The organism is Streptomyces pyxinae (genome assembly GCF_024756275.1).
GTDB lineage: Bacteria > Actinomycetota > Actinomycetes > Streptomycetales > Streptomycetaceae > Streptomyces > Streptomyces pyxinae.
Genome location: NZ_JANUGQ010000028.1, coordinates 18161 through 43833, shown reverse-complemented (window position 1 = coordinate 43833; position 25673 = coordinate 18161). Strand labels below are relative to the sequence as shown.

Below are 25673 nucleotides of genomic sequence, written 5' to 3'. Positions count from 1 at the left end.
CCCCGGTCCCGGGCGGCGCGCGTCAGCCGGTGACCGCCGCCTGGCAGATGTCGTTCCGCTCCTGCCAGAAGCGGTAGAAGTCCTGGCCGCAGGCGACCTCGACGGGGGAGACGCCCAGCGCGTCCAGGATCGACCGGATCACGTCGAAGAAGACCGCGTTCACCTCGGGGATGAAGAGGAAGACGAACACCGCCAGCAGCCCGAAGGGCGCGAACGGCTCGATCTGGCGGCGGATCCGGTACGAGAGCCAGGGCTCGACCACGCCGTAGCCATCGAGCCCGGGCACCGGCAGGAAGTTCAGCAGCGCCGCCGTCACCTGGAGCAGCGCCAGGAAGGCGAGCGCGAACCGGAAGCCCCACGGCACTCCGTCCAGCAGCCCCAGCCAGAACGGCGCGGTGCAGACCAGGGCGAAGAGCAGATTGGTCAGCGGCCCGACGGCCGAGATCAGGCTGTGCCGCCAGCGGCCCCGGATGCGGTTCCGCTCGATGAACACCGCGCCGCCCGGCAGCCCGATGCCGCCCATGATCACGAAGATCACCGGAAGCACGATGCTCAGCAGGGCGTGGGTGTACTTCAGCGGGTTCAGGGTCAGATACCCCTTCGCCCCGATCGAGATGTCCCCGCTGTGCAGTGCGGTACGGGCGTGCGCGTACTCGTGCAGACAGAGCGAGACGATCCACGCCGAGGTGACGAAGAGGAAGACGGCGAGACCGAGGTTGGCCGAGAACTCCGTCCAGACCGCCCAGCCCGTCACCGCCATCACGGCGGCGATGCCGAGGAAGACCGGACTGATCCTCCGGTCGCTGTGGCGGGAGGTGGCGGTGGCCATGCGGGGTGCTCCTGTTGTCTCGCGGGTTGTCTCGGGGGTGTCTCGCGGGCTCTGCGGTCCTTCGGCGCCGCCCGCGAACCGTCTCGCGGGCCGTGCGCACCGAACCGTACCGGGACGCGCGGGATCAACGTCCGGTACGCGAACCGAGTTCCGGAGCTCCGGCTGCCGACTTCGCACATATGAGTGAATCCAGGTCGGAACCGCCCCGACCCGGACGCGGGCGGCATACGGTGAGCGCCTTCGAGAGCCGAGGCGGTGAGGCATGGACGACAAGATGTCCTGGAAGACCCATGTCGACGGGCAGCCGGTGCGGCTTCCCTCGACGATCGACGAGATCCGGGCGGCGTTGCCCGAGGACCAGCGGCCGGTGTTCGACGAGGAGATCGGCCGCACCCCTGTCGACCAGCTCCCCCAGGTGCTCGCGGTGTGGGCGCTGCCACCGGCCGCCCGGGAGCAGATCGACGCGGACATCGCACGGCTCAAGGCGGGGGACCACAGCGGGTTCCACCCCCATTCCGGGGACGCGGCGTGAGCCGTCGGGACCGGCCGGAGTCGCCGGAGTCGCCGGTGTCCTGAGCCGGCGGAGCGGAGGCCGGACCGGCGGCGACCGGCCGACCGCCGCGGGCGCCGGGGGCTCGCCCCGCCGCGGGCACTGGGGCGAGCCGGCGGACCGCCCGGCGGTGGGCGGGCGGCGTCGCGGAGAATGGGCGGGTGCAGATCTTCGTACTCGGTTCCACCCAGGCGCGGCAGGACGACGGCACCCCGGTTCAGGTCGGCGGGGCGCGGTTGCGCGCGCTGCTCACCGTGCTGGCGGTACGGGCCGGGCGCACCGTGCCGGCCGGGGCGCTGGTGGACGAGGTGTGGGGCGAGCGCCCGCCCGCCGACGCGCCCGGCGCGCTCCAGGCGCTGGTGGCGCGGCTGCGGCGGGCCCTCGGGGCCGGCGCGGTGGTCTCGGCCGACGGCGGCTACCGGCTGGGCGCCGGCCCCGAGGCGGTGGACCTGCACCGGTTCGGGCGGCTCGCGGCCGAGGGGGCGCGGGCGCTGGAGGCGGGCGAGCCGGGCCGGGCGGTCGCCGCGCTGGACGAGGCGCTGGCGCTCTGGCGGGGGCCCGCGCTGGCCGACCTGCCGGATCCGGTGGCCCGGGCGGCCGAGGCGGCACCCTGGGAGGCCCGCAGGCTGACCGCCCGCCGCTCCCGGCTGGCCGGTCTGGTGGCGCTGGGCCGGGCGGAGGAGGCGCTGCCGGAGCTGGCCGCGCTGGAGGAGACGTACCCGCTGGACGAGCCGCTGCGGGCGCTGCGCATCCGGGCCCTGGCGGCGGCCGGGCGCCCGGCGGAGGCGCTGGCGGCGTACGAGACGGTCCGCCGCGACCTGGCCGAGCGGCTGGGCGCCGACCCCGGTCCGGAGCTGAAGGCCCTGCACACCCGGCTGCTCGACCCGGAGGCGGCCGGTCCGGAGCGGGGCCCGGCCCCGGTCGCCCCCGCCGCCCCGGTGTCCGCGCGGCCCGTGCCGGACCTCCGCCCCGGCAATCTGCGGGCCCGGCTGACCAGCTTCGTGGGCCGGGAGGAGGAGATCGGCACCGTACTGGCCGATCTGGCCGGCTCCCGGCTCGTCACCCTGCTCGGGCCCGGGGGAGCGGGCAAGACCCGGCTCTCCCAGGAGGCGGCCGAGCGCGGGGGCACCGCCTGGCCGGACGGCGTGTGGCTGGCCGAGCTGGCGCCGGTCAGATCCCCGGAGGCCGTCCCCGACGCCGTACTCACCGCGCTCGGGGCGCGCCAGACCGTGCTGCACGGCGCCGGGGCGGGGGAGCTGCGGGTGGTCGAGGGGGCGGGCCGGGACGACGCCCTGGTGCGGCTGGCCGAGCACTGCGCCCGGCGGCGGATGCTGCTGCTGCTCGACAACTGCGAGCACCTGTCGGACGCCGCCGCCGCTCTGGTCCAGCGGCTCCTGGAGGAGTGTCCCGGCCTCTCCGTGCTGGCCACCAGCCGGGAGCCGCTGGGCGTGCCCGGGGAGACCCTGCGCCCGGTGGGCCCGCTGCCCGGCCCGGCGGCGCTCGAACTGCTGGCCGAGCGGGGTGCGTCCGCCCGGCCCGGTTTCCGGGTCGAGGACGATCCGGAGGCCTGCGCCGAGATCTGCCGCCGGCTCGACGGGCTGCCGCTCGCCATCGAGCTGGCCGCCGCCCGGCTGCGGATGCTCACGCCCCGGGGGATCGCGGACCGGCTGGACGACCGGTTCCGGCTGCTCACCGGCGGCAGCCGTACCGTACTGCCCCGCCAGCAGACCCTGCGGGCGGTGGTCGACTGGTCCTGGGAGCTGCTGGCCGACCAGGAGCGGGCCGTGCTGCGGCGGCTCTCGGTCTTCTCCGGCGGCTGCGGCCTGGCGGCGGCCGAGGCGGTCTGCGCGGAAGCGGGACCGGACACCCGGGCGGGAGCGGGGCCAGGGGCGTCGGGAGCGGGGGCCGGGCCGGGGTCCGTGCCGGGAGCGGGACCGGGGGTGTCGGGAGCGGGACCGGGCGCCGGAACCGGGCCCGAGGCCGGCCGCCGGGGATCCGCGCCGGGCGCCGGGGCGTGGCCGGGACCCGGGGCGGGCGCCGTGACGGGACCGGGAGGCGGACCGGGGTCCGTGCCGGGAGCGGAACCGGGCGCCGGAACCGGGCCGGAGGCCGACCGCCCGGGATCCGCGCCGGGTCCGCACTCCGGCCCGGGACCGGGTGGGCGCGGCGTCCCGGACATCCTGGACGTGCTGGGCTCGCTGGTGGACAAGTCGCTGGTCGTCGCCGCGCCCGCCGCCGACGGGGAGATGCGCTACCGGCTCCTGGAGACGGTGGCCGAGTACGCCGCCGAGCGGCTGGACGAGGCGGGCGAGCGGCCCGCCGCCGAGCGCCGCCACCTCGTCCACCACCGGGAGCTCGCCCGTACCACCGACTCGCTGTTGCGCGGCCCCGGTCAGCCGGACGCGATCGCCCGGTTCCAGCTCGAATACGAGAACATCCGCACCGCGCTGCGCCGGGCGGTCGACGCCCGGGACGAGCCGGAGGCGCTCTGCCTGGTCCTCTCGCTCGCCTGGTACTGGCAGATGCGGGATCTGCGCGCCGACGCCCGCCACTGGACGGAGCGGGCCGCGGCGCTCGGACCGGACCCGTTCGCCGCCCCGGTGGAACCGGCCCCGTCGCTGGACCGGCGGTGCACCGACACCCCACCGCCGTGGGAGGAGGCGGTGCTGGACGAGGCGCGCCGGGGCGTACGGCTGATCGGGCTGGTCTACCGGGGCCATGAGACCTGGCACTGGTCCACCGGGGAGGGCGCCGCCGAGATGCGCCGGATCGCCACCGCCTACCGTCCCGGACAGCCGCAGAGCTGCTGGATGCCGGGGTCGCTCTGGCTCTACGCGGTCGTGGTCACCGGTGACGCCGAGCGGCTGCGCGCGGTGGTCGACGGAACCGTGGACACCTGCCGCCGGCTGGGACTCGACTGGGAGCTCGCCGGTGCCTTGCAGACCCGCGCCAACATCCTCGCCAACCGCAGCAGCTGGGCGGGGGACGCGGCCCGGGACGCCGAAGAGAGCCTGGCGATCTTCCAGCGCCTCGGGGACGCCTGGGGCACGGCCGAGGCCCTCTCCTCGCGCGCCGAGGCGCGGGAGCGGTCCGGGGACGCGGCGGGCGCCGCCGAGGACTACGCGGCCGCCGTGACATACGCGGAACGGATCGGCGCCCGGGGCCAGGTGGCGCTGCTGCGCGCCCGGTACGCCCAGGTGCTGACCGAGACCGGCCGGGGCACCGAGGCCGAGGAGATTCTCCGGGACATCCTGGAGCGGGACGGGGACAACTCCGGGAGCGAGGTCGTCCCGGCCGCCCGGCTCTATCTGGTGGGCTGGCTGGCCCGGACCGGCCGGACCGCCGAGGCGCGCCGTCATCTGGATTCCCTGGACAAGGAGTTCCGGGCCGAGGCGTTCACCTTCCTGGGATCGGTGGTGCTCGGCACCCGGAGCTGGCTGGACAACCTGGACGGCCGCCACCAGGAAGCCCTGGCGGCGGCGGCCGGCGCGTACGCCCTGGCCGGGGACCCGGTGGCCCGGATGGTCGCCCCGCATCTGCCCGCCGTGCAACTGGTCGCCGCCGCCTGGGCGCTGGCCGCGCTCGGCGGTCCGGGCGCCCGGACGGCGGCGGTGCTGCTGGGCGCCCGGGAGGAGCTGCTGCCGGCCGGGCACGTGCCGTGGGCGCAGGAGCTCCGGGACCTGGCGACGGCGACCGGGCTGGCCCGGACGGCCCTCGGCGAGGCCGAGTACACCGCGGCGTACCAGGAGGGCCGGGGCCTCGACCCGGACGAGGTCGCGGCCCTGCTGCCGTCCCCGGAGCGCCGGCCCCCGTCCGAGTGATGGCCCGGAAGCGGCGCACCGGCCCCCGTCCGGGTGACGGCCGGGCCCCGCGGCTTCCGGCCCGGCCCGGGTCGCGACCGCCGTACGCCCCGGGAGGCGCACCGGTCGGTCCCCTTCCGGGTGACGGCCCGGCGGGCGGGGCGGCCTTCGCGGCCCTGCGCCGGCCGTCAGGTCTTCCGGCGGAACCGCGACACCGCCAGCGGGGCCGTCACCAGGGTGATCCCCACCGCCCAGGCCAGCGTGATCCACACCGAGTTGCCCACCGGCTGGTCGTTGATGAGCGCCCGGGCCGCGTCCGCCAGGTTGGAGAGCGGGTTGACCTTGGTGAACCCCTCCAGCCAGCCGGGCATGGAGGCGGGCGGCGCGAAGATCGACGAGCCGAACTGCAGGGGCATCAGCACCAGCATGGCCACGCCCTGGACCGCCTGGGCCGTGTTCAGGGTGAGGCCCAGCAGGATGAAGATCCACATCAGCGAGGCGCCGAAGACCGTCGAGAGCCCCACCGCCCCCAGCAGGTCGAGCACCGAGGACTTGACCTCCATGCCCAGCAGAAAGCCCATGCCCAGCAGAATGGCGGTGGCGACCAGCGAACGGCCCACCTCCACCACGATCTTGGCCACGAGCACCGAGGACCGGGCGATCGGCATGGACCGGAACCGGTCCATGACCCCCTTCTTGAAGTCGTCGTTGATGCCGGTGCCGACCGCCATGGCGATGTTCATGCCCATCATCGCCATCAGGCCGGGCACCACATAGTTGACGTAGTCCTGCTGGTTGCCCTTGCCGGCGATGGCGCCGCCGAAGACATAGACGAAGAGCAGCACGAACACGATCGGCATCAGCACGGCGTCGAACATCGACTCGGGGTCGTGCTTGATCTGGAGGGCGTTGCGCCGCACCAGGGCGCCGATGTGCCGCAGATTGGCCCGCAGTCCGATCCGGTCCTCACCGGCGGAACCGTCGGCGGGGACTCCGCCCGGGCCGCCGGCCGGAGGCACCTGACCGGGGCGAACGGACGCGGGCGCGGGGGTGGTTGCCGTACTCACGCGGCGATCTCCTCGGAAGTCGTGGCGGAACCGGCCGGGCCGGCCGATTCCGGGCCGGGCTCGGTCGCGGGCGCCTTCTGCCCGGTGATGGCGAGGAACACCTCGTCCAGACTGGGCAGATGGGTGCCGATATGGGCGATGCCAAAGCCTCGCTCGCTCAGCAGGCCGACCACGGCGGTCAGTTGCTCGTCGCTGAGGATCGGTACGTACAGCTGGCCCTCGGCCGGGACCGCGGTGGCGCCGGCCAGTCCGGTGAGCCCGCTCTCGGTGAGCGTCCTGGCCATCTCGTCCAGCAAGGCCGGATCGCTGGGGCGGACCTGGAGCGTACGGCCGCCGACCTTGGCCTTCAGCTCGTCCACCGCGCCGCTGGCGATCACCCGGCCCCGGTCGATGACGGTCAGCTCGTGCGCCAGCTGCTCGGCCTCCTCCATGTACTGGGTGGTGAGCAGGACGGTCATGCCCTCCCCGACCATCCGCCGGACCTCGTCCCACACCTCGTTGCGGGTACGGGGGTCGAGCCCGGTCGTCGGCTCGTCCAGGTACAGCACGGCGGGCCGGCCGATCATGGAGGCCGCCAGGTCCAGCCGGCGCCGCATGCCGCCGGAGTACTGGCCGGCGGGCTTCTTCGCGGCGTCGGTCAGCGAGAACCGCTCCAGCAGCTCGTCGGCGCGGCGCCGCGCCTCCGCCCGGGAGAGGTCGAGCAGCCGCCCGATCATGTAGAGGTTCTCCCAGCCGGACAGCTTCTCGTCGACCGAGGCGTACTGCCCGGTCAGCCCGATGGTCCGGCGCAGCTGGCGCGGCTGGCGCACCACGTCGTACCCGGCGACGGTGGCGGTGCCCGCGTCGGGCGCGATCAGCGTGGAGAGGCAGCGGACCAGGGTGGTCTTCCCGGCGCCGTTGGGGCCCAGCACCCCCAGGACGGTGCCCTGGCGCACATCCAGGTCCACCCCGTCCAGCGCCTTGGTCTCGCCGTAGTGCTTCACGAGGCCTCGTACCTCGACGGCGTTGATGTCGGATCGTGTCATGGCCCCATGACATCAACCGCCACTGACAACGCCCCGACAGATGACCGACACCGCCGGCCGGGCACCGACATCACCCGCACCCCCCTCGTGTCCCTGTCCCGCCCCGTGCAGAGAGGCCGGCCGGGGAGCCCGTCCCGGAAGGGAACGGGCGACGGCCCGCCGATGGGGGAAGTCGGCGGGCCGTCGTTTCGTACCGGGAGTGGCCGGCGGGGCGGCCGCCCCGGGCCCCCGGGGAGCCCCAGGGGCCCAGGGGAGGAGCGGCCGCACGGTGGAACCAGAGGCAAACTGGCGGACTGGCGGAAGGGTCGGACTAGTGGAAGGCGTGCTCCGGCTGCGGGAACGTTCCGCCGGACACCTCGTCGGCGAACGCGCGGGCCGCGTCCCCGAGCGTCTGCCGCAGGTTGGCGTACTGCTTGGTGAAGCGCGGCACCTTGCCCCCGGTCAGCCCGGCCATGTCGGTCCAGACCAGCACCTGGGCGTCGGTGTCCGGCCCGGCGCCGATCCCGATGGTCGGGATGTCCAGCGAACGGGTGACCTCGGCGGCCAGCTCGGCGGGTACCAGCTCCAGCACCACCGCGAAGGCGCCCGCGTCCTGCGCCGCCTTGGCGTCCCGGAGCAGCCGGTGGGCCGCCTCGTCGCCCCGGCCCTGCACCCGGTAGCCCATGGTGTTGACGGACTGCGGGGTCAGCCCCAGGTGGGACATGACCGGGATCCCGGCCCGCACCAGCATCTCCGTCTGCGGCAGCGAGCGCTCGCCGCCCTCCAGCTTGATCGCGCCGACCCCGGCCTCCTTGACCAGCCGGGTGGCCGACCGCAGGGCCTGCACCGCGCCCTCCTGGTACGAGCCGAACGGCAGATCGCCGACGACCAGGGCGCGCCGGGTGCCGCGTACCACGGCGGCGGAGAGGATGGCGATCTCGTCCAGGGTGACCGGCACGGTGGTCTCGTAGCCGAGGTGGCAGTTGCCCATCGAGTCCCCGACCAGGACGACCGGGATGCCGGCCTCGTCGAACACCGAGGCGGTCATCGCGTCGTAGGCGGTGAGCATGGGCCACTTCTCGCCGCGCCGCTTGGCGGCGGCGATGTCATGGACGGTGATGCGTCGCGTGCTGGTGCCTCCGTACAGCGCCTTGTCGGCCTTGTCAGCCTTGTCGGCCTTCTCGGTCTTACCGGCCTTGTCGCCGTCGGAGGACCGCGCGGACTGCTCCTGGGCAGCCTGAAGCGTCATGGTGAAACGGCTCCTTCGTCATCTCGAGGCGCCCTGACGGCGTCCCCGGACCACATCCATGGTGGCACCTGGTGCCGTACGGGGGAAGTGTGCGGGTTCTGTCACAGCCGCCGTCCCGGACGGGTGCCCCAGGAACCCGCCGCGCCGTCGGGTCGTCCTCGTGGCAGTACGCCCGTTCCTGATCACCTAGGGTCTGACCGGACGGCGCGTACGGCGGTACGGGACGGACGCGCGGCGGTACGGGACGTGCCCGGGGGCACCGGCGGCCGGCGGAACCGGACCGGCGGCCGGCACCGGGGGCGTACCGGGGACACACCAGTGGTCGCCGGGACCGGACCGGCAGGACGAGCAAGGCGAGCAAGGCGAGCGAGGCAGGCGAATGACGCGGGTGGACGACGTGACGGAGACGAGCGGCGGCGGCGCGATCTGGCGGCGTCCCGGACTCTGGCGCCGGGGTGTCGTGCTCGCGGTCTGCTCGGTGCTGCTGACCCTGGTGATGGTCTTCCACGCCGAGATCCCCAACCGGATCGGCAACCTGGGCAGCCTGGCCGAGACGTTTCTCCCCTGGTTCGGCCTCTTCGTCCCGGTCCTGCTGGTGCTCGGGCTGATCCGCAGGTCCGCCACCGCGCTGATCGCCCTGCTGCTGCCGGTGGCGGTCTGGATCAACCTCTTCGGCGGGCTGGTCACCGACCGGTCGGGCGGCGCCGGCGACCTCATGGTGGTCAGCCACAATGTGAACGCCGACAACCCGGACGCGGCGGGCACGGCCCAGAACGTGGCCGGCTCCGGGGCCGAGGTGCTGGCGCTGGAGGAACTGAAGCCGGGGATGGTCCCGGTCTACGAGAAGGCGCTGGCCGCCACCTACCCGTACCACTCGGTGCAGGGCACGGTCGGGCTCTGGAGCAAGTACCCGCTGAGCGGCGCCCGCCCGGTGGACATCCGGCTCGGCTGGGTGCGGGCCATGCGCGCCGTGGTGGACGCGCCGCAGGGCCGGGTCGCGGTCTACGTGGCCCATCTGCCCTCGGTCCGGGTCAAGCTGAACGCCGGGTTCACCGCCAGCCAGCGGGACGACAGCGCCGACGCGCTGGGCGAGGCGATCGCCCGGGAGCCGCTCGACCGGGTGGTCCTGCTCGGTGACCTCAACGGCACCATGAACGACCGCGCGCTCAATGCCGTCACCTCGCAGCTGCGCTCCACCCAGGGCGCGGCCGGCGACGGCATGGGCTTCAGCTGGCCGGCCGCCTTCCCGATGGCGCGGATCGACCAGATCATGGTGAAGGGCGTGGAGCCGGTCGCCTCCTGGACCCTCCCGGCCACCGCCAGCGACCATCTGCCCATCGCGGCGCGGATCGCTCTGAAGCAGCGCTGAGGCAGGCCCCGGGCCGCGCCCCGGGGTTCGGCGCCCGGGGGATCCGCGCCCCGGGGTCCGGCGCCCGGGGGACCCCGCCCGCCTCGGGGGGTCCCGCGCCCGGGGGGTCCCGCGCCCCGGGAATCCGGGCTCCGGGGAATCTTGGCTTTCCTTCCGGAAATCAGCTGTTCACACCGGGAACATCCTGGGCGCTCGACTTTGTTCCGTAAGAGAACTTACGCTGGTACGTCCCCGCCCGCCCCGCCCCGCCCCGTGCTCGTCCCGTACGCGTACGCGTCCTCTCGTGCTGTGCCCCGCGGCCCCCGCGGCCACAGGGGAGGCCGTCGGAGTCGTACGGACGCCGGGGCCGCGGGGCGGCGGCCGGGCTCCGGCGGCGCCGTCGTGCGGAGCGGCACGGCACCGCGCCCCGGACCCGCCCGGCGCGGGCTCGCCCGGTTCGCCCGGTATGAGCCGGCCCGGCGCGACCCGCCCGGGTGCGGCCCGGGCGCACCCGACGTTCCCGGAACTGGACCGACCCCTCTTACGGAAGGGCCCCCCTCATGCCCCTGGCGCTGCTCGCGCTCGCCGTCTCCGCCTTCGGCATCGGAACCACCGAGTTCGTGATGATGGGCCTGCTGCCGAATGTCGCGGACGATCTGCACACCTCCGTCCCCACCGCCGGCTATCTCGTCTCCGCCTACGCCATCGGTGTCGTCATCGGCGCCCCGCTGCTCACCGCCCTCGGCTCCCGGATCCCGCGCAAGCGGATGCTGGTGCTGCTGATGGGCCTGTTCACCGTCGGCAACCTCGCCTCCGCCCTGGCGCCCGGCTTCGGTACCCTGCTCGGCGCCCGGGTGCTCGCCGGTCTGCCGCACGGCGCCTTCTTCGGCGTCGGCGCGGTCGTCGCCGCCCGGCTGGTGCGCGAGGACCGGCGCGCCCGGGCCGTCGCCACGATGTTCCTGGGCCTGACGGTCGCCAACATCGTGGGCGTCCCGGCCGCCACCCTGCTGGGCCAGCACCTCGGCTGGCGGGCCACCTTCCTGGTCGTCGCGGCGATCGGGCTGGTCGCCATGGCCGCGCTCGGTCGGCTGGTGCCGTACGTCCCGGTCGACGAGGGCCAGGGGGTCGGCCGCGAGCTGCGCGCCCTGGGCGACCGCCAGGTGCTGCTGGGCCTGCTCACGGCGGTCTTCGGCTTCGCCGGGGTGTTCGCCGTCTACTCGTACCTGGCCTCCATGACCACCGAGGTGATGGGCTTCGGTGAGTCCGCCGTCACCCTGGTGCTCGCCCTCTTCGGCATCGGCATGACCCTCGGCGCCCTGGTGGCCGGCCCGCTCACCGACCGGGCGCTGCGGCCGACCCTGTACGGCTCGCTGGCGGCGCTCGCGCTGGTGCTGGTCGGGTTCCGGTTCGCGGTGCACCAGCAGGCGCCGGCGCTGGTCGGCGTGGTGGTGCTCGGCGCCGTCGGCTTCATGACCACGACCCCGCTCCAGATGCTGGTGATGAACAAGGCCCGGCACGCCCCGACCCTGGCCTCCGCCTCCAACCACTCGGCCTTCAACCTGGCCAACGCGGGTGGCGCCTGGCTGGGCGGCGCGGCGATCGCGGCCGGCTGGGGCTGGACCTCCCCGGCCCTGGTCGGCGCCGCGCTGGCCGTGGTCGGCCTCGCCGTGGCGGTGACCGCCGGGCTGCTGGACCGGGGCCGCGACCGGGACGGCTCCGGCACCGGCTCCGGTACGGACGGGACGCCCTCCCGGGTGGTCGCGTCCGGCTCCCGGCCGGAGCCCCTGGCCGAAGCCGCCGCCGGCCCCGCCCGGGCGACCGCGACCGCCGAGGCCGTCCGGTCCGCCGGCACCGACTGACCCGTCCCCGGCGACGGAGCCGCCCGGACCGGTGACCGGCCCGGCGCGGTCGAGGGCCCCGGTGACGGCCCCCGGGGCCGGGTCCGGACGGCGACCCGGCCCGGGCAGCGACAGGGGCCCGGGTCCGGACCACAGTGGTCCGGACCCGGGCCCCTCGGTGTCTCCCGGCCCCTTGCCTGGCCCAGCCCCGGCCCGGGCCCGGCTCGCTCGGGTCAGCCGGTCGTCGTCTCGCGCCAGCGGTTGGTGATCGGCAGCCGCCGGTCCTTGCCGAAGCCCTTGGCCGAGATCTTGGTGCCCGGCGGGTACTGGCGCCGCTTGTACTCCGCCACGTCCACCATCCGCAGCGTCCGGGTCACCAGCTCCTCGTCGAAGCCGGCCGCCACGATCGCGTCCTTGCCCTGGTCCCGGTCGACGTACAGCTCCAGGATCCGGTCGAGCACGTCGTAGTCGGGCAGCGAGTCGGTGTCCACCTGGCCGTGCCGCAGCTCGGCGCTGGGCGGCTTGGAGATGGAGTTCTCCGGGATCGGCGGGGTCTCGCCGCGCTCCCCGGCCGCCCGGTTGCGCCACCGCGCCAGCCGGAAGACCGAGGTCTTGTACACGTCCTTGATCGGCCCGTACGCGCCCACCGAGTCGCCGTACAGCGTCGAGTAGCCGACCGCCAGCTCCGACTTGTTGCCCGGCGCCAGCACGATGTGGCCCTCCTGGTTGGAGAGCGCCATCAGCAGGGTGCCGCGCAGCCGGGACTGGAGGTTCTCCTCGGCGAGCCCGGTCAGCCCCAGCGACTCCATGTACGCGTCGAACATCGGCTCGATCGGTACGGTACGGAAGTGGCACCCGGTCCGGCGGGCCAGCTCGGCCGCGTCGTCCCGGGAGCCCTGGGAGCTGTACTTGGACGGCATCGCCACGCCGTACACGTTCTCCGCGCCCACCGCGTCACAGGCGATGGCCGCCACCAGCGCCGAGTCGATACCGCCGGAGAGGCCGATCAGCACCGAGCGGAAACCGTTCTTCGCGGCGTACGCGCGCACCCCGGTGACCAGCGCCGAGTAGACCTCCTCGTCGTCGTCCAGCCGCTCGGTCAGCTCACCGCCGTACTCGGGCGCGTACGGCTCCACCGGTTCCCCGGACAGGATCACCCGGTCGATCCGCAGCCCGTCGTCCACCGTGCCGCTCACCGGTTCGGCGGAGGCGGCCGGCAGCTCCAGGTCGATGATCACATTCGCCTCGGCGAACTGCGGGGCGCGGGCCAGCACCTCGCCGGAGGCGTCCACCACGATCGAGTCGCCGTCGAAGACCAGCTCGTCCTGGCCGCCGACCATGGCCAGGTAGGCGGTGGTGCACCCGGCCTCCTGGGCGCGCTTGCGCACCAGCTCCAGCCGGGTGTCGTCCTTGTTCTGCTCGAACGGCGAGGCGTTGACCGAGACCAGCAGCCCCGCCCCGGCCGACCGGGCGGCGGGCACCCGGCCGCCCTCCTGCCAGAGGTCCTCGCAGATGGCGAGTGCCACGTCCACCCCGCGCACCCGCACCACCGGCAGGGTGTCGCCGGGCACGAAGTAACGGAACTCGTCGAAGACGCCGTAGTTGGGCAGATGGTGCTTGGCGAACGACAGCGCCACCTTCCCGCCGTGCAGCACGGCCGCGGCGTTCCGGGGCGCGCCGGCCGGCTGGCCGTACCGGGGCTGGGCCTGATCGGCGCGGTCCAGATAGCCGACCACCACCGGCAGCTCCCCGAGGCCCTCGTCCGCCAGCCGGCCGGCCAGCGCGCGCAGCGCCTCCCGGGAGGCCGTCACGAACGAGGAGCGCAGCGCCAGGTCCTCCACCGGGTACCCGGTCAGCACCATCTCCGGGAAGGCGACGAGATGCGCCCCCCGCTCGGCCGAGTGCCGGGTCCACCGCACGACCGCCTCGGCGTTCGCGGTGAGATCACCGACCGTCGCATCGATCTGATTCAGGGCAAGACGTAGTTGAGGCACATCCGCCAGTGTAATCGTCACTCCGACGCGATGGGGTGCGGCGGACCGGGGCTCACCCTGGGGCCGCCCTGACCGCGCCCTCACCGGTGACATGGCAGGCTGTCCGGCGACGGGCGGAGGACGGGCGGGCGACGGGTGAGCGTGGACGCGGAGAGAGTGGACGCGAGAAGAGACGCGGAAGGAAGCGCGGAGGGAAATGCCGGAGGAGACACGGAGAGATTCGTACGGGTCGGGGGAGTGCCCCACCATGTGACCGTGACGGGCACCGGACCGGTCTGTGTGCTGAGCGCCGGGCTCGCCATGAGCTGGTTCGACTGGGACCCGGTCGTCCCGCTGCTGGCCCCGCACCGCACCGTGGTCCGCTTCGACCGGCCGGGGCACGGACTGAGCGGCCCCGCCCTCGCGCCGCCCACCGCGGAGGGGGAGGGCCACCGGATCGCCGGGGTCCTGGACGCCCTCGGGACGACCGGCCCGGTCACCGTCGTCGGCCACTCGATCGCCGCCTTCCACGCCGAGGCGTTCGCCCGGCTGCACCCGGGCCGGGTGGCCGGGGTGGTGCTCTGCGACGGCTCCGTGGAGGAGGACGCCCGCCCGCCGGTCCTCCCCGCCGCCCTCCGTACGGCCGTGGCGCACGGCCTGGGCGCCGCGCTCGCCGCCACCGGCGCCCCCGCCGCCCTCGGTCCGGCCACGCGCCGGGCCCTGGTACGCCTCGGCCGCCCGGGCCGTGCCCCGGACCCGGCACCGGGCGCCCTGGTACGGCGCTGTTACCGGACCTCGCGGGTGGCCCGGGGCGCCGTGCTGGAGAACGCCCATTACCTGGACGTGGCCGCCGGTCTGCGGGCGCTGCGCGAGCGCCACCCGCTCCCGCCGGGCCTGCCCGTCACGGTGCTGGCCGCCCCCGAGGGCGCGGGCCCCCGCTGGACGGCCCGCCAGCAGGCCCTCGCCGACCTGCTGACCGCCCGCTTCGTCTCCGTACCGGGGTCCGGGCACCTGATGATGCTGGACCGCCCGGACGCCCTGGCCGACGCGGTGCTGGCGCTGGACCGCTGACCACCGGGACCCGGACCGGGGGCACCTGGGGCGGGACCCTCGGAAGGGCCATGAGCCCGAGGAGCACTGAGGCCTCCGGAAGGGCCGTGCGCCCGGGGAGAACCGGGACCCTCAGCTTCGGGGCCCCGGCTCCCGGAAGCCCCAGCTGTCCTGGGCGTCCCGGAGCCCCTGGAAGCCCCAGACGCCCCGGAAGCCCGAGGCGTCCCGGAAGTCCCAAGCGCCCCGGAAGTCCCAGGCGCCCCGATAGCCCAAGGCGTCCCGGGAGGCCCCAGTGCCCCGGGAACCCCTACCCTCGCACCCCCCGCTTCCGCAGCAGCTCCGCCATCAGCGCGATCTCCGACTCCTGGGCGTCGACCATGCCCTGGGCGAGCTCCCGTTCCACCGGGGTCGCGCACTTCTCCGCGCAGCCCCGGGCCATGTGCACCCCGCCCTTGTGGTGGGCGGTCATCAGCCGCAGGTAGCCGATCTCCGCCTGCCGCCCCTTCGACGCCCGCAACTCCGCCAGCTGGGCCCGGCTCGCCATCCCCGGCATCGGGGCCCCCGGGGCGGACGCGCCGTGCGAGGGCATCCCCATCCACCCCATCGGCTCCCGGTCCATCGCGACCTTCGGCAGCCCCCACAGGTCCAGCCAGCCGAGCAGCATGCCCCGCTGATTGGCCTGGGTGTTGGCGATGTCGTACGCCAGCCGGCGGATCTCCTCGTCGTCGGTCAGATCGCGCACCAGGAACGACATCTCCACCGCCTGCTGGTGGTGGACGGCCATGTCCCGGGCGAACCCGGCCTCCACCGAATCCGCCGCCGGAGTCACCGGCCGCTCCGGGGCGGCGCCGTCCCGGGCCGAGGCGACCGTGGCCGCCCCGGCGAAGAGCAGGGCGAGCACGACCGCCGTGACCGCCGCCCACCGCGTCCGGGAGCCCTCCCACCACGCCTGCCGGGCGCTCACCGGGCCTCCACCCCGCCGGTGCAGGGGGCGCCCGGCTCCGGGGTCTGCCGGCCCTGTACGTACCGGGTGAAGAACCGGTCGACGCGCGGGTCGTCGGCGCCGTCCACGGTGACCTGCTTGCCCCAGGCGGTCAGCATGATCGCCCCGTCCTGGTTCCGCACCGGGCTCATCAGCGAGTACGGGGTGCTCGCGACCTTCCCGGCGAGCTTCTTCACGTCGGCGGCCGGCGCCTCGTCGTTGTACGTCACCCAGACCGCGCCGTGCTCCAGGGAGTGCACGGCGTTCGTCTCCGGCACCGGCTCCTGGTAGACGTCACCCGAACAGTTCAGCCACACCGGGTTGTGGTCCCCGCCGACCGGCGGCGTCATCGGATAGGTGACCGGGGTGGTCACATGGTTGCGGCCGAGCTTCTTCGGGTCCCAGCTCCGCTCGCCCGGGATCGGCGTGTCGGCGGCGGCCGTCGGCCGGGCGGCCGCCTTGCCGTCCCCGCCCGCCGCGCCGTCCTTCCGCTTGGTGAGGGTGTACGCGCCCACCCCGACGAGCCCGGCGACGAGTACGCCGCTCAGCGACAGTACGACGATCCGGTAGCGGCGCTCCCGGGCCCGCTCGGCCCGGCGCAGTTCCTCGATCCGGGCCCGCCGGTCGGTGGCGGTGGCGGTGGCGGCGGTGTGATGGTGGTCGGCCATGGTGGTCGAAGGTCCTTCCCTCGGTCCTGTCGGTAAGAAGAAGCCATATGCCCATGACAAGCAGTCACCAAGGAAGGTGATCGGGCCACGGGCGCGGCCCTTCTACGTCCGCAGGACTTGCAGAAGGTGCAGATCGGGGGCGCGCGGCCGGGCCGCGAAGGTTCCGTCCACCCGGCCGCCGCCGGCCGGCGGGACGAGCAGCGCCGGTCCGTCCTGGTGCGGCGGCGGATCCAGTGGCGGGGCGGTGAGCACGGCGGGGCTGAGCGAGGCGGTGAGGCCGCAGCCCCCGTCGTCGTACGGACAGGCGTACCAGCTGTCCCCGGCCGCCGTCCCGGCCACGCGGGTCATCCGGGCACCGTCGCCGGATTCCGTCCCGCCGTGGTGGCCGGCTCCGGGGGCGAGGCAGATCACCAGCGCCGCGAGGAGCGTCGCCATGGCACCCAGCAGGGCCATGGGACGCCCGGTGCGTATGACCCCCGGCCCCCTCATGGGCGTGATCGTAACGGCCGGACCCGCCCCGGCCCCAGCCCGGTACCCGAAACCTCCGTACCCCCGCACCCGGCTCGGTGTCCCTCCGGGGGGGCCGGTTCAGCGCCCCCGCCGCCGTCCCGCCGCCGTGGAGCCGTCCGAGACGCTCAGCGCCAGCAGCGCCACGTCGTCGGCGACCTCCTCGGCGTACCCGGAGAGGTCGTGCCACACCTCCCGCACCAGCTCCGTCGGCGGCGCCCACCGCACCCGCTCGGCCAGCGGGTAGAACCGGCCCGCCGCGTCCCGCGCCTCGGTCACCCCGTCGGTGTGGGCCAGCAGGACGTCCCCCGGGCCCAGCGGGACGGTCAGCGACGCCGGGACGCAGAACTCCGCCATCCCCAGGCCCAGCGGCGAGGCGGGCTCCGGCTCGACCTCCCGGACCCCGGAGCCGTTCAGCAGCAGGGGCGGCGGGTGGCCGCAGCTGAGCACCCGTACCCGGGAGGCGCCCGGCGGGAACTCCAGCAGCACCGCCGTGGCGAACAGCTCCTTGTCCCCGTGCGCCGCCGCGTCCACCACCAGCCGCCGGTCCAGGCGGGCGGCCACCCCGGACAGCTCCGGCTCGTCCAGTACGCCCTCGCGGAAGGCACCGAGCAGCGCCGACACCGTGCCGACCGCCGCCAGGCCGTGTCCCTTCACATCGCCCACGACGGCCCGCACCCCGTACGCGCTCTGCTGCACGTCGTACAGGTCGCCGCCGACCAGGGTGCCCCGCTGGGCCGCCCGGTACAGCGCCCCGCACCGCACCGGGCCCACTCGCGGCGGCATCGGCGGCAGCACCGCGAGCTGGGCGGCCTGGGCGACCGTGCGGACCGAGACCAGCTGGGCGTCCCGGCGTACCCGCAGCGCCGCCAGCACCACGCTGACCAGCGAGATCAGTACGAAGGCCAGCAGATCCTGGTACGAGACGTCGTCGGCCCTTATCGCCGGGAGCAGCAACAGCGCCGCCAGCGTCCCGGAGACCAGCGCCGTGCCGAAGCGGCCGTAGACCAGCGAGGTCAGCGGCGGGACCACCGCGAAGGCGAAGCCCAGCTCCAGGCTCTTGGGGGTGAGCAGCTGGACGATCACCAGCACGACCACCATCACCCACGGCAGCGTGCGCACCCAGCGCGGCAAGCGCACGCCACCGGCCAGCTCCTGCCCGCCACGGTCCATGTCACCAGTCTGCGAGGCCACCGTTACCCGCGCCACAGACAGCCAGGCACTATGGGGACGCAACGTGCACGAAACCGTGTGCTGGCATGCTGGCCCTGATCAGCGAGGATGGGTGTGGAAATGGACAAGCAGCAGGAGTTCGTGCTCCGTACGCTCGAAGAGCGCGACATCCGGTTCGTGCGCCTCTGGTTCACGGACGTGCTCGGCTTCCTGAAGTCGGTCGCCGTGGCCCCCGCCGAGCTTGAACAGGCCTTCGACGAGGGCATCGGCTTCGACGGCTCGGCCATCGAGGGCTTCGCCCGGGTCTACGAGTCCGACATGATCGCCAAGCCGGACCCGGGCACCTTCCAGGTCCTGCCGTGGCGCGCCGAGGCGCCGGGCACCGCCCGGATGTTCTGCGACATCCTGATGCCGGACGGCTCACCCTCCTTCGCGGACCCCCGCTTCGTCCTCAAGCGCATCCTCGCCAAGACCTCCGACCTGGGCTTCACCTTCTACACCCACCCGGAGATCGAGTTCTTCCTGCTGAAGGACAAGCCGGTCGACGGCACCCGCCCCACCCCCGCGGACAGCTCGGGCTACTTCGACCACACCCCGCAGCACGTCGGCATGGACTTCCGCCGCCAGGCGATCACCATGCTGGAGTCGATGGGCATCTCGGTCGAGTTCAGCCATCACGAGGGCGCCCCCGGCCAGCAGGAGATCGACCTCCGCTACGCCGACGCGCTCTCCACGGCGGACAACATCATGACCTTCCGGCTGGTCATGAAGCAGGTGGCGCTGGAGCAGGGCGTCCAGGCCACCTTCATGCCCAAGCCGTTCTCCGAGTATCCGGGCTCCGGCATGCACACCCACCTCTCGCTCTTCGAGGGCGACCGGAACGCCTTCTACGAGTCCGGCGCGGAGTACCAGCTCTCCAAGGTCGGCCGCTCCTTCATCGCCGGCCTGCTCCAGCACGCCGCCGAGATCTCGGCCGTCACCAACCAGTGGGTCAACTCCTACAAGCGCATCTGGGGCGGCTCCTCCCGCACCGCCGGCTCCGGCGGCGAGGCCCCCTCCTACATCTGCTGGGGCCACAACAACCGCTCCGCCCTGATCCGCGTCCCCATGTACAAGCCCGGCAAGACCGGTTCCTCCCGCGTCGAGGTCCGCTCCATCGACTCGGGCGCCAACCCGTACCTCACCTACGCCGTCCTGCTGGCCGCCGGCCTCAAGGGCATCGAGGAGGGCTACGAACTCCCGGCCGGCGCCGACGACGACGTCTGGGCCCTCTCCGACGCCGAACGCCGCGCCATGGGCATCGAGCCCCTCCCGCAGAACCTCGGCGAGGCCATCACCCTGATGGAACGCAGCGAACTGGTGGCCGAAACCCTGGGCGAGCACGTCTTCGACTTCTTCCTCCGCAACAAGAAGCAGGAGTGGGAGGAATACCGCTCCGAAGTCACCGCCTTCGAACTCCGCAAAAACCTCCCGGTGCTGTAAGCGCAGGCCAGGACAGTTAGACCCTGGAACTGAAGCTGAGGGCCGACGGTCGTGAACCGTCGGCCCTCAGCCGTCCTACTCGGCCGGGGCCGCCTCTGGGCCGTCAGACGTCGACCCGGGGCCCTCATAGAGCCCGTCCACGGCCCGGCGGGCCCGTCCGTCGCTGCTCGGCATCAGGCGCGTGTAGACCCGGAGCGTGAACCCGGGGTCGCCGTGACGAGGTACGAGCTGAGCGCCTTGATGTTCTCGCCAGCGTCGAGGAAGACGGACGCGTAGAAGTGCCGCAGCGCGTACATTCCGTGCTCGCGGGCCGTCTGGTGACGCGCGCCCTCCTTGGGCTTTCCACATGCGGGTGTTGAAGTCGGTCCGGCGCACGGCGCCGCCGCCGGTGAGTGAGAAGTACAGCCGCTTCGTGACGAGCGGCCCGTCCGGCTTCAGCCACGGCAGGGAGACGTCGACGGGCGGGAATTCCTCAGCATGCTCGCGGAGAACGCGGGCGACCTGGCGGGGGAGCGGGACGTCCCGCTCCTTTCCGCGCTTCAGCGGCCCGAAGACGAGATGCCCGTTGACGACCTTCACCTGATTCGCGATGTGGAGCCATCCGGTGTCGAACCTGACGTGCTCCTCCGTCAGTCCGAGGATCTCGCCCTGGCGGAGACCGCACCTCTCTCCGATGTCGACCATTGCCTGGTAGCGCTTCGGCAGCGCCGAGCGGATGGCGAACACCCGCTCCGCCGTCCACGGCCTCACCCGCGGCTCGACCGGCGCCGGCGGCCGGACCGAACGCGACTTGCACGGGTTCTTGGCGAGTAGCTCGTCGTCCACGGCCGCGGCGAGCACGGCGGAGACGCTGGCGAAGATGAGCCGGCGATATGAGGACACAGGGAGGGCCTTCCCTGATCGGCGGCTGATGATAGCCAGCGTATCCGGGGAGCAGAACGGATGACTCGGCCATGTGAACCTCTCTTCCGAAGATCGCTCGGCCCCGGCACGGGCGGCGACCGGGCAGCGGTTGGAGCCCCGGGAAGGGGCGGTTTCGGGGCCTCGTGGGCCACGTGAGGGCCAGGATCTCTACATGGCGGTCTCGGCCCGGGGAAGGTGCAGGTCAGACGACGTGCGAGCGCTGCACGCCGGTCGGCCTTGAAAACCGGCATGGTGGGCGAGATGAAGCTTTCCCTGCTTCATCAAGGCATCCGCCGCGCACAGCGCGGCCCGTCGCCCGGGCCTGCGCTCCTGTCTCCGCCCCGCTCCAGCCCGGCCGCCGACCGCACGCCTGAAAGCTCGGGTTGATGGGCAGCCAAAGCACACATCCAAGCACGGCAACCGTCGCATGGCACGCGTAGCCACCAGCGCTGCCGACTGCGGCCAGGACGGGCGACCCAAATACGGCCAGCGGCGAGGGAGGGGTGGCCTCTTGCGCACGGCCGGCCGGCTCCCGAGCTTGAGTAGGGCGGGGCGCCGTACCCCTGTCGTCACGGATGACGGGAGCGTGAGGCAACCGCACCACCGGAAATGGGCGGTCGGGGAGCAGCTGCTGCCGCGAAGTGGTGCCGGCCGGTGTGGTCGCTCCGCGTCGGTACCGGTTTCGTTGGGGCTGACCAGCGTGTCGCCAAGAAGAATCAGCTCACCCGCCGTAACTCCGCCAACCAGCAGCGAATGTCAACGAATCACAACGGCAGCGGAGAGGAAAGATGGTCCAGATCGATTTCCTCGGAGTGCCGATAACGTTCGAACGAGTATTCTTCCGTGGAAGAAATATCAGAGCTCACTACGCCTCCTTCAACTGCTTCCAGAATATCTGGAGTCGAATTTTCCGGAGGAACGCACATCGCTGCCCAAGAATCAGCTAGTGCACTCCAAAGCCAATACCGATCAGTCGCATCCAAAGAGATTCGCTCGGCGTCATGAAGGTACTTCGCGATTTCGCTATGCCTGCGAATCAGGGTGGCCCCATTTGAGCCGTAAAGCCATGTACTAACCCGCTCGGAGCACTCAGGAATTTCATTCGGAGGGAAGGGAGGAAGAACCCCTGGTTCCAATACTACGCAGAGCGTTAGTGAGTACGGAGCAACTTCCCATTCTTCAGTACATTCCAGCCTCAGAGAAGCTATCTTGCTTAGCGCCCAGCCGATTGGACTGGCTTCTTTAGTGACCTTACTTCCTATCAGGTCCTGCAACGGGCGGATCCATGGCACCACCTCATCCGGAAAGGCAAACCGGCTAAAACGACGGCCAACTCGCTGCCCGAACTTGCGCACCGCTGCAATGGCTTCGACACCCGGCTTGCGCTCTGCAGAGGCAATAACCGCCTTCGAAACTGTGGCAACATAAGTTAGGTCTGCAAAATGGCAGTCACCGAGCTCAGGTAGATGCACGAGATGCGGGCGTCGACCATTGCGATTTGCCTTCGCCTCTACGGGGGGAAGCTCCAGAACTGGAGCCAAATGGGCTGTCGGTCGATCCTTTAGAACTACATCGCAGGTCTGGGTGATCAGGACTGCACCGTGCGGGGTAGCTACCCACTCAACAACACCAGGCTGAACTTTTAGGGGGATGCTCACCACGCGGATGACATCGCCCTGACGATACTCCTTGATGCGATCAGCCCAGTCAGGTTCAGCCTTGACTTCTTGGCCGGCATCGTCGCCGGGAACTTCTGCGGGCACACCCTCGGAAGATGCGTCCATGCGCCCCCCTAGCCTGACGTTCAGTCAGATTCAGTACCGAGCAGTTGGCTTGGAGTATATCCAACGCTCTGCACGGGGGCAGCGCCCTTCCTGTACCGGGCCTGGAAGACCTCCAGCGGGCTTCCGACCCCAGGCTTCGACGCGTGGAACCAAGAGCGCACTTGCTCGGGGGACTTCACCGGGGTAGAACGAACCAGTTCAGCAAAATGCATCAGCATCTCACTGTGCCGAGCATTGATCCGTGCACCCGATGCCCACAAGTGCATCGATCGACGGCTAACACCAAAGGCTCGACTTAGTTGCTCCCACGTAAAACCGCTCTCGTCGTGAATAACTCTCACCACGTCGGCAATCTCCAAAGGCAACTTCTCTCGATCAACCTCGGGAAAATTTGTAGGTTCAATCTCGACTGGATCCGCAGGCACTGGAGCCGTTGTCTGCTCAATCAGCGAAATGGCGTCTGCTGTCTGAGTGCCGACAAACGTGGACGTTGCAATCGTCGCCGCGCACACCAAGCCAGCGGCCCAAACTCGCGTCTTCGAATGCGCGAGCATGTCAAAGCTCCGCACAATCGCCGGCAAAGCTTCCGACTCGGTACGCACCTGAAGAAGCGTATTTCCGGCCGCATTCTGCTCTATCATCACAGCTTCCCCCCGAAGTGCGACAGAAATTCGTCCGTCACGGCCCACCGAAAAAATCGGTAGGCAGACTCAGAGAGCATCTCGGCGTGCCCCCTTACCTCTTCAGGGTCGGAACTAACCTCCGAGCTTTGGTAGAAGGAGTCCAAATCAAGGACCCAACTTCGCTGCTCAAACGAAGATAGCGAGGGATCGAATGTTCCGCCAGGGGGCATCTCTCCCCACTGAGCCAGCAGCCCCCTGCTGGCATCAATTTTGAAGCTTGCTTGAGCGAGAGAGTGCTGGAGATCGGCCCGCCCGTCTAGCTGAACCCCGGAGATTCCAAGGATTTCAGGACGGATGAGCGAGGGGAGGTTTGCCAGTGCATTCTGATCGACAACTCGATTAGTGTACCGATACCCGATGCGAGTGTAGGCGGGAACGTAGGCGACCTTTTTCAATGCCGCAGAGACCGAGGAGAGGGCGGAGCAGAATTCGGTACGCCCACCGTAGACACTCGTCTCTAGTGCAAGGGAACCGTTGGATAGGGAAACTACGGTTTTCCGATCTGGAGATCGGAATCGCCAGACAGCGTTTTGCCCCATTTGCGGCGACACTTGACCTGGGGTGATTAGCATATTGAATTCCGCACCCTTTTCAAGGTACGGATAATCTTTGCCGATCTCCGCTGCAAACAGAGACGCCGCATTGGGTGAGTCCAGTACCGCCAGTGGATCAAAGCGCAGCTGTGTCAACACGCGAACCAATGGAGCCACGGACAGCGGCACGTCCTCGCACGGCTCGTCACCGAAGGGTGCTTGCAACTGGCTCCTTGTCATGCTTCACACACTACTTCACACCCCCGGGGGCGTCACCTAGGATGCACGCCGTTCCCCTACATGGCGCAGAGCGGCTTGCTGTCAGGGTGATCGAATCCGGAAGCCGACCACGTGCAGGTGGACGCTATCCCGAGGCACTGGCAGACGCTGGCCAGGGCCCGTGCCGCATCCGTGCCAGATCCTGCGGGGACTCACGGGGGATGAGAGGCGTCTGCAGAACCTGCACGGTGGGTCAGCCAGCTCAACAACTGCGTAGGTCAGGCCCAGGGGCGTCCACCCGCTCTCCTAAAGCGGCGGCAGCCAGCGATCAGTGCGTTCCGACAGGGTGGTGCATGCCCATTCGGTGAGGAGGAGTACTGCTGGTGGCGAGGCTTGCGTGTAGTGGAGAGCGGGGCCGTCCCTTGGCCGCCCGAGGGAGGTGCAGAGACACCAACACCCACCAACAGCCTTCAGTTCTCGGTCGCTGCGACCTGGATCAGCAGCAGGCGCCCGAGGCCGGCGGGGAGGCTCGCCACTTCCTCCGCAACAAGAAGCAGGAGTGGGAGGAATACCGCTCCGAAGTCACCGCCTTCGAACTCCGCAAAAACCTCCCGGTGCTGTAAGCGCCCCCCTCCGCCACGTCCCCGGGCGGTCCTGTCCCCGCCCGGGAATTCCGTTGACGCGCAAGGAAATGGGCCCCGTTGCCGGGGCCCAGGAACCCTCTTGGAGGCGGACCTCGGCGGGTTGTGCCCGCGGATCAGCAGGACTCCCCTTGATTCCCGTTGAGGGTACTGATGGCCGAGGTCGGGGGGCGTCCCCCGGCGGGAGCCGGACGGGCAGGCTAGGCGGCGATGGCCAGGCGGCGCTGGATCGGGGCCAACTCCTGTTCTGTCTGTTCGGCGTTGTCCAGGGCGAACGCCGCGTGCGGGTTCTCCTGGACCAGGCGGAGCCACTCCCGGACCGTTGCGTCACCGGTAACCGTGAGCAGCTCCGTGGGCCGGTGCGGCGCCCTGGTGGAGAGCACCACGGCCATGAACTGATCGGTCGTCGTCACCAGGATGACGTCATGCGGATAGCGTGCCACGCACTCCATGACGCCCCGAGCGGGTTCGCTCTCGTCCGCGATCACCAGGACGTGCGCACCTTGCTCGTTCGTCGTCCGGTCGAGACCCGACAGGTAGTTCATGAAGCCCGGGATGTGCTTGCTCTCGAACTCCTTCAGCACTCTCTTCCGGCCTGCCTGGAACTCGGGCGCGTCCGCCCAGACGAAGGTCAGAGTGACCGCGTTGGCAATAGCCACGTCGATCTCCGCCATCTCGGCGCGAGTGGGATAGGCGGCTCCGTCGTCCAGCTCATGAACGGCCAGCCATTCGTTCACTTCGGACCAGAGCCACGCCTGCGACCGGCCCACCGTTCCCTCGGCCATGGGGAAAGGCGCCCCCTCACCCTTACGAGTGCCGGCGACCCACTGGCTGACGTTCTGGCGCGATCGTCCCGTCCGTTCGGCGATCTCTTGCACTCCGACGAGATCACGGTCCAGCCGGTCGATCCGCAGTCGGGGCTCCGCTGCCTGGGCGGCGGACACGGCTGTCACGGCAGCCTCGACGGCGGACTCGCCGCTGCCGGTCATGCTGAGCAGATCCACCCCGCCGGCCCGGGCCAGCAGTGCGTCGCACTCGTCCCGCAGCGCGTCGACGGCGGTCTGGTCGTCGACACTCACACCCGAGATCACGAAAGTGAAGTCGTATTCCATGGCTACCCCCTAACCGTCGCCACCGTCCCAGACTTGTTGACGCTCGTCAACAAGAGAATGCGTGCAAAACGGGGCAAAAATTACTGTGACTAATGCCGAGGCTTACCGGTGAGGGTGCGCAGAGGCGAGTCGTCCGGGAGGGGACACCGGGCCGCCAGGCGGTCGATCCGGCGGGCGTGCGAGCTCGCGTTCTGGGGCGTGCCCGAGACCGGAATGGTGGTGCAACGGGCCTCACACGGGCAGTAGAGCTTGCCCAAGTGCCCGTCCTTGTGAATCTT

20 protein-coding genes and 1 pseudogene are annotated in these 25673 nt (G+C 71.6%); 7 read left to right on the top strand and 14 right to left on the bottom strand.

Translation table 11 applies throughout. The annotated features are described in order from the left end of the window. Positions 1-22 precede the first annotated feature (22 nt). Positions 23-829 carry a site-2 protease family protein gene (locus NX801_RS25460; protein ID WP_258790244.1) on the bottom strand — a complete coding sequence of 269 codons (807 nt, stop codon included), beginning with the start codon at positions 827-829 and terminating at the stop codon, positions 23-25. Between the two features lie 262 nt (positions 830-1091). Here NX801_RS25460 and NX801_RS25455 point away from each other — a divergent pair, with 262 nt between their 5' ends. Continuing rightward, positions 1092-1361, top strand: coding sequence for a hypothetical protein (locus tag NX801_RS25455; protein WP_258790242.1), 270 nt, complete (start codon positions 1092-1094; stop codon positions 1359-1361). Between the two features lie 179 nt (positions 1362-1540). Continuing rightward, positions 1541-5200: an AfsR/SARP family transcriptional regulator gene (locus tag NX801_RS25450; protein WP_258790240.1), complete on the top strand. Its 3660-nt coding sequence runs from the start codon at positions 1541-1543 to the stop codon at positions 5198-5200. A gap of 167 nt (positions 5201-5367) precedes the next feature. On the opposite strand, the gene NX801_RS25445 is transcribed toward NX801_RS25450, so the two are convergent. The 3 genes from NX801_RS25445 to panB form a co-directional block, all read right to left on the bottom strand. Further along, positions 5368-6246 (bottom strand): ABC transporter permease, encoded by an 879-nt coding sequence (locus tag NX801_RS25445; RefSeq protein ID WP_428986228.1) that lies wholly within the window; start codon positions 6244-6246, stop codon positions 5368-5370. Continuing rightward, positions 6243-7271: an ATP-binding cassette domain-containing protein gene (locus NX801_RS25440; RefSeq protein WP_258790239.1), complete on the bottom strand. Its 1029-nt coding sequence runs from the start codon at positions 7269-7271 to the stop codon at positions 6243-6245. The genes NX801_RS25445 and NX801_RS25440 overlap by 4 nt, the downstream gene beginning before the upstream one ends. 310 nt (positions 7272-7581) lie before the next feature. Further along, a complete protein-coding gene (panB, locus tag NX801_RS25435) occupies positions 7582-8499 on the bottom strand; it encodes a 3-methyl-2-oxobutanoate hydroxymethyltransferase (RefSeq protein ID WP_258790238.1) in 918 nt (305 codons plus the stop codon). 379 nt (positions 8500-8878) lie between these two features. On the opposite strand from panB, the gene NX801_RS25430 reads away from it, so the two are divergent. Both NX801_RS25430 and NX801_RS25425 read left to right on the top strand, forming a co-directional pair. Further along, on the top strand, positions 8879-9868 hold the full coding sequence (locus tag NX801_RS25430; protein ID WP_428986227.1) for an endonuclease/exonuclease/phosphatase family protein: 990 nt from the start codon (positions 8879-8881) through the stop codon (positions 9866-9868). Between the two features lie 539 nt (positions 9869-10407). Beyond that, positions 10408-11706, top strand: a complete 1299-nt coding sequence (locus NX801_RS25425; RefSeq protein ID WP_258790236.1) for an MFS transporter — start codon at positions 10408-10410, stop codon at positions 11704-11706. Between the two features lie 212 nt (positions 11707-11918). Here the strand turns inward: NX801_RS25425 and NX801_RS25420 are convergent, their stop codons facing one another. Next, positions 11919-13679, bottom strand: coding sequence for an NAD+ synthase (locus NX801_RS25420; protein WP_258790235.1), 1761 nt, complete (start codon positions 13677-13679; stop codon positions 11919-11921). A 255-nt stretch (positions 13680-13934) separates the two neighbouring features. Here NX801_RS25420 and NX801_RS25415 point away from each other — a divergent pair, with 255 nt between their 5' ends. After that, a complete protein-coding gene (locus NX801_RS25415; protein WP_258790234.1) occupies positions 13935-14729 on the top strand; it encodes an alpha/beta fold hydrolase in 795 nt (264 codons plus the stop codon). A 286-nt stretch (positions 14730-15015) separates the two neighbouring features. On the opposite strand, the gene NX801_RS25410 is transcribed toward NX801_RS25415, so the two are convergent. From NX801_RS25410 to NX801_RS30830, 4 genes are all read right to left on the bottom strand, one after another. Beyond that, positions 15016-15672: a DUF305 domain-containing protein gene (locus tag NX801_RS25410; RefSeq protein ID WP_258790233.1), complete on the bottom strand. Its 657-nt coding sequence runs from the start codon at positions 15670-15672 to the stop codon at positions 15016-15018. After that, positions 15669-16358, bottom strand: a complete 690-nt coding sequence (locus NX801_RS25405) for a thioredoxin-like domain-containing protein (RefSeq protein ID WP_258790232.1) — start codon at positions 16356-16358, stop codon at positions 15669-15671. The genes NX801_RS25410 and NX801_RS25405 overlap by 4 nt, the downstream gene beginning before the upstream one ends. Positions 16359-16460: 102 nt before the next feature. Beyond that, complete coding sequence (locus NX801_RS25400) at positions 16461-16847, bottom strand: hypothetical protein (RefSeq protein WP_258790231.1); 387 nt, start codon at positions 16845-16847, stop codon at positions 16461-16463. 99 nt (positions 16848-16946) lie between these two features. Beyond that, positions 16947-18038 (bottom strand): PP2C family protein-serine/threonine phosphatase, encoded by a 1092-nt coding sequence (locus tag NX801_RS30830; protein WP_309505895.1) that lies wholly within the window; start codon positions 18036-18038, stop codon positions 16947-16949. Between the two features lie 120 nt (positions 18039-18158). Between NX801_RS30830 and NX801_RS25390 the strand changes: the two genes are divergently transcribed. Continuing rightward, positions 18159-19520 (top strand): glutamine synthetase family protein, encoded by a 1362-nt coding sequence (locus NX801_RS25390; protein WP_258790230.1) that lies wholly within the window; start codon positions 18159-18161, stop codon positions 19518-19520. Between the two features lie 75 nt (positions 19521-19595). Here the strand turns inward: NX801_RS25390 and NX801_RS25385 are convergent, their stop codons facing one another. The 4 genes from NX801_RS25385 to NX801_RS25370 all read right to left on the bottom strand — a co-directional run bounded on the left by NX801_RS25385 (position 19596) and on the right by NX801_RS25370 (position 23663). Beyond that, positions 19596-20402, bottom strand: coding sequence for a tyrosine-type recombinase/integrase (locus tag NX801_RS25385; protein ID WP_309505894.1), 807 nt, complete (start codon positions 20400-20402; stop codon positions 19596-19598). Positions 20403-21187: 785 nt separating this feature from the next. Beyond that, complete coding sequence (locus NX801_RS25380; protein WP_258790229.1) at positions 21188-22207, bottom strand: hypothetical protein; 1020 nt, start codon at positions 22205-22207, stop codon at positions 21188-21190. 20 nt (positions 22208-22227) lie between these two features. Further along, positions 22228-22848, bottom strand: a complete 621-nt coding sequence (locus NX801_RS25375; RefSeq protein WP_258790228.1) for a hypothetical protein — start codon at positions 22846-22848, stop codon at positions 22228-22230. Continuing rightward, positions 22848-23663 (bottom strand): TIGR04255 family protein, encoded by an 816-nt coding sequence (locus tag NX801_RS25370; protein ID WP_258790227.1) that lies wholly within the window; start codon positions 23661-23663, stop codon positions 22848-22850. The genes NX801_RS25375 and NX801_RS25370 overlap by 1 nt, the downstream gene beginning before the upstream one ends. Before the next feature lie 515 nt (positions 23664-24178). Here NX801_RS25370 and NX801_RS31055 point away from each other — a divergent pair. After that, positions 24179-24265 (top strand): annotated as a pseudogene (locus NX801_RS31055) (glutamine synthetase); the annotation flags it as partial. 218 nt (positions 24266-24483) lie between these two features. Here the strand turns inward: NX801_RS31055 and NX801_RS25365 are convergent. Further along, positions 24484-25395, bottom strand: coding sequence for a helix-turn-helix transcriptional regulator (locus NX801_RS25365; protein WP_258790226.1), 912 nt, complete (start codon positions 25393-25395; stop codon positions 24484-24486). Positions 25396-25673 lie beyond the last annotated feature (278 nt).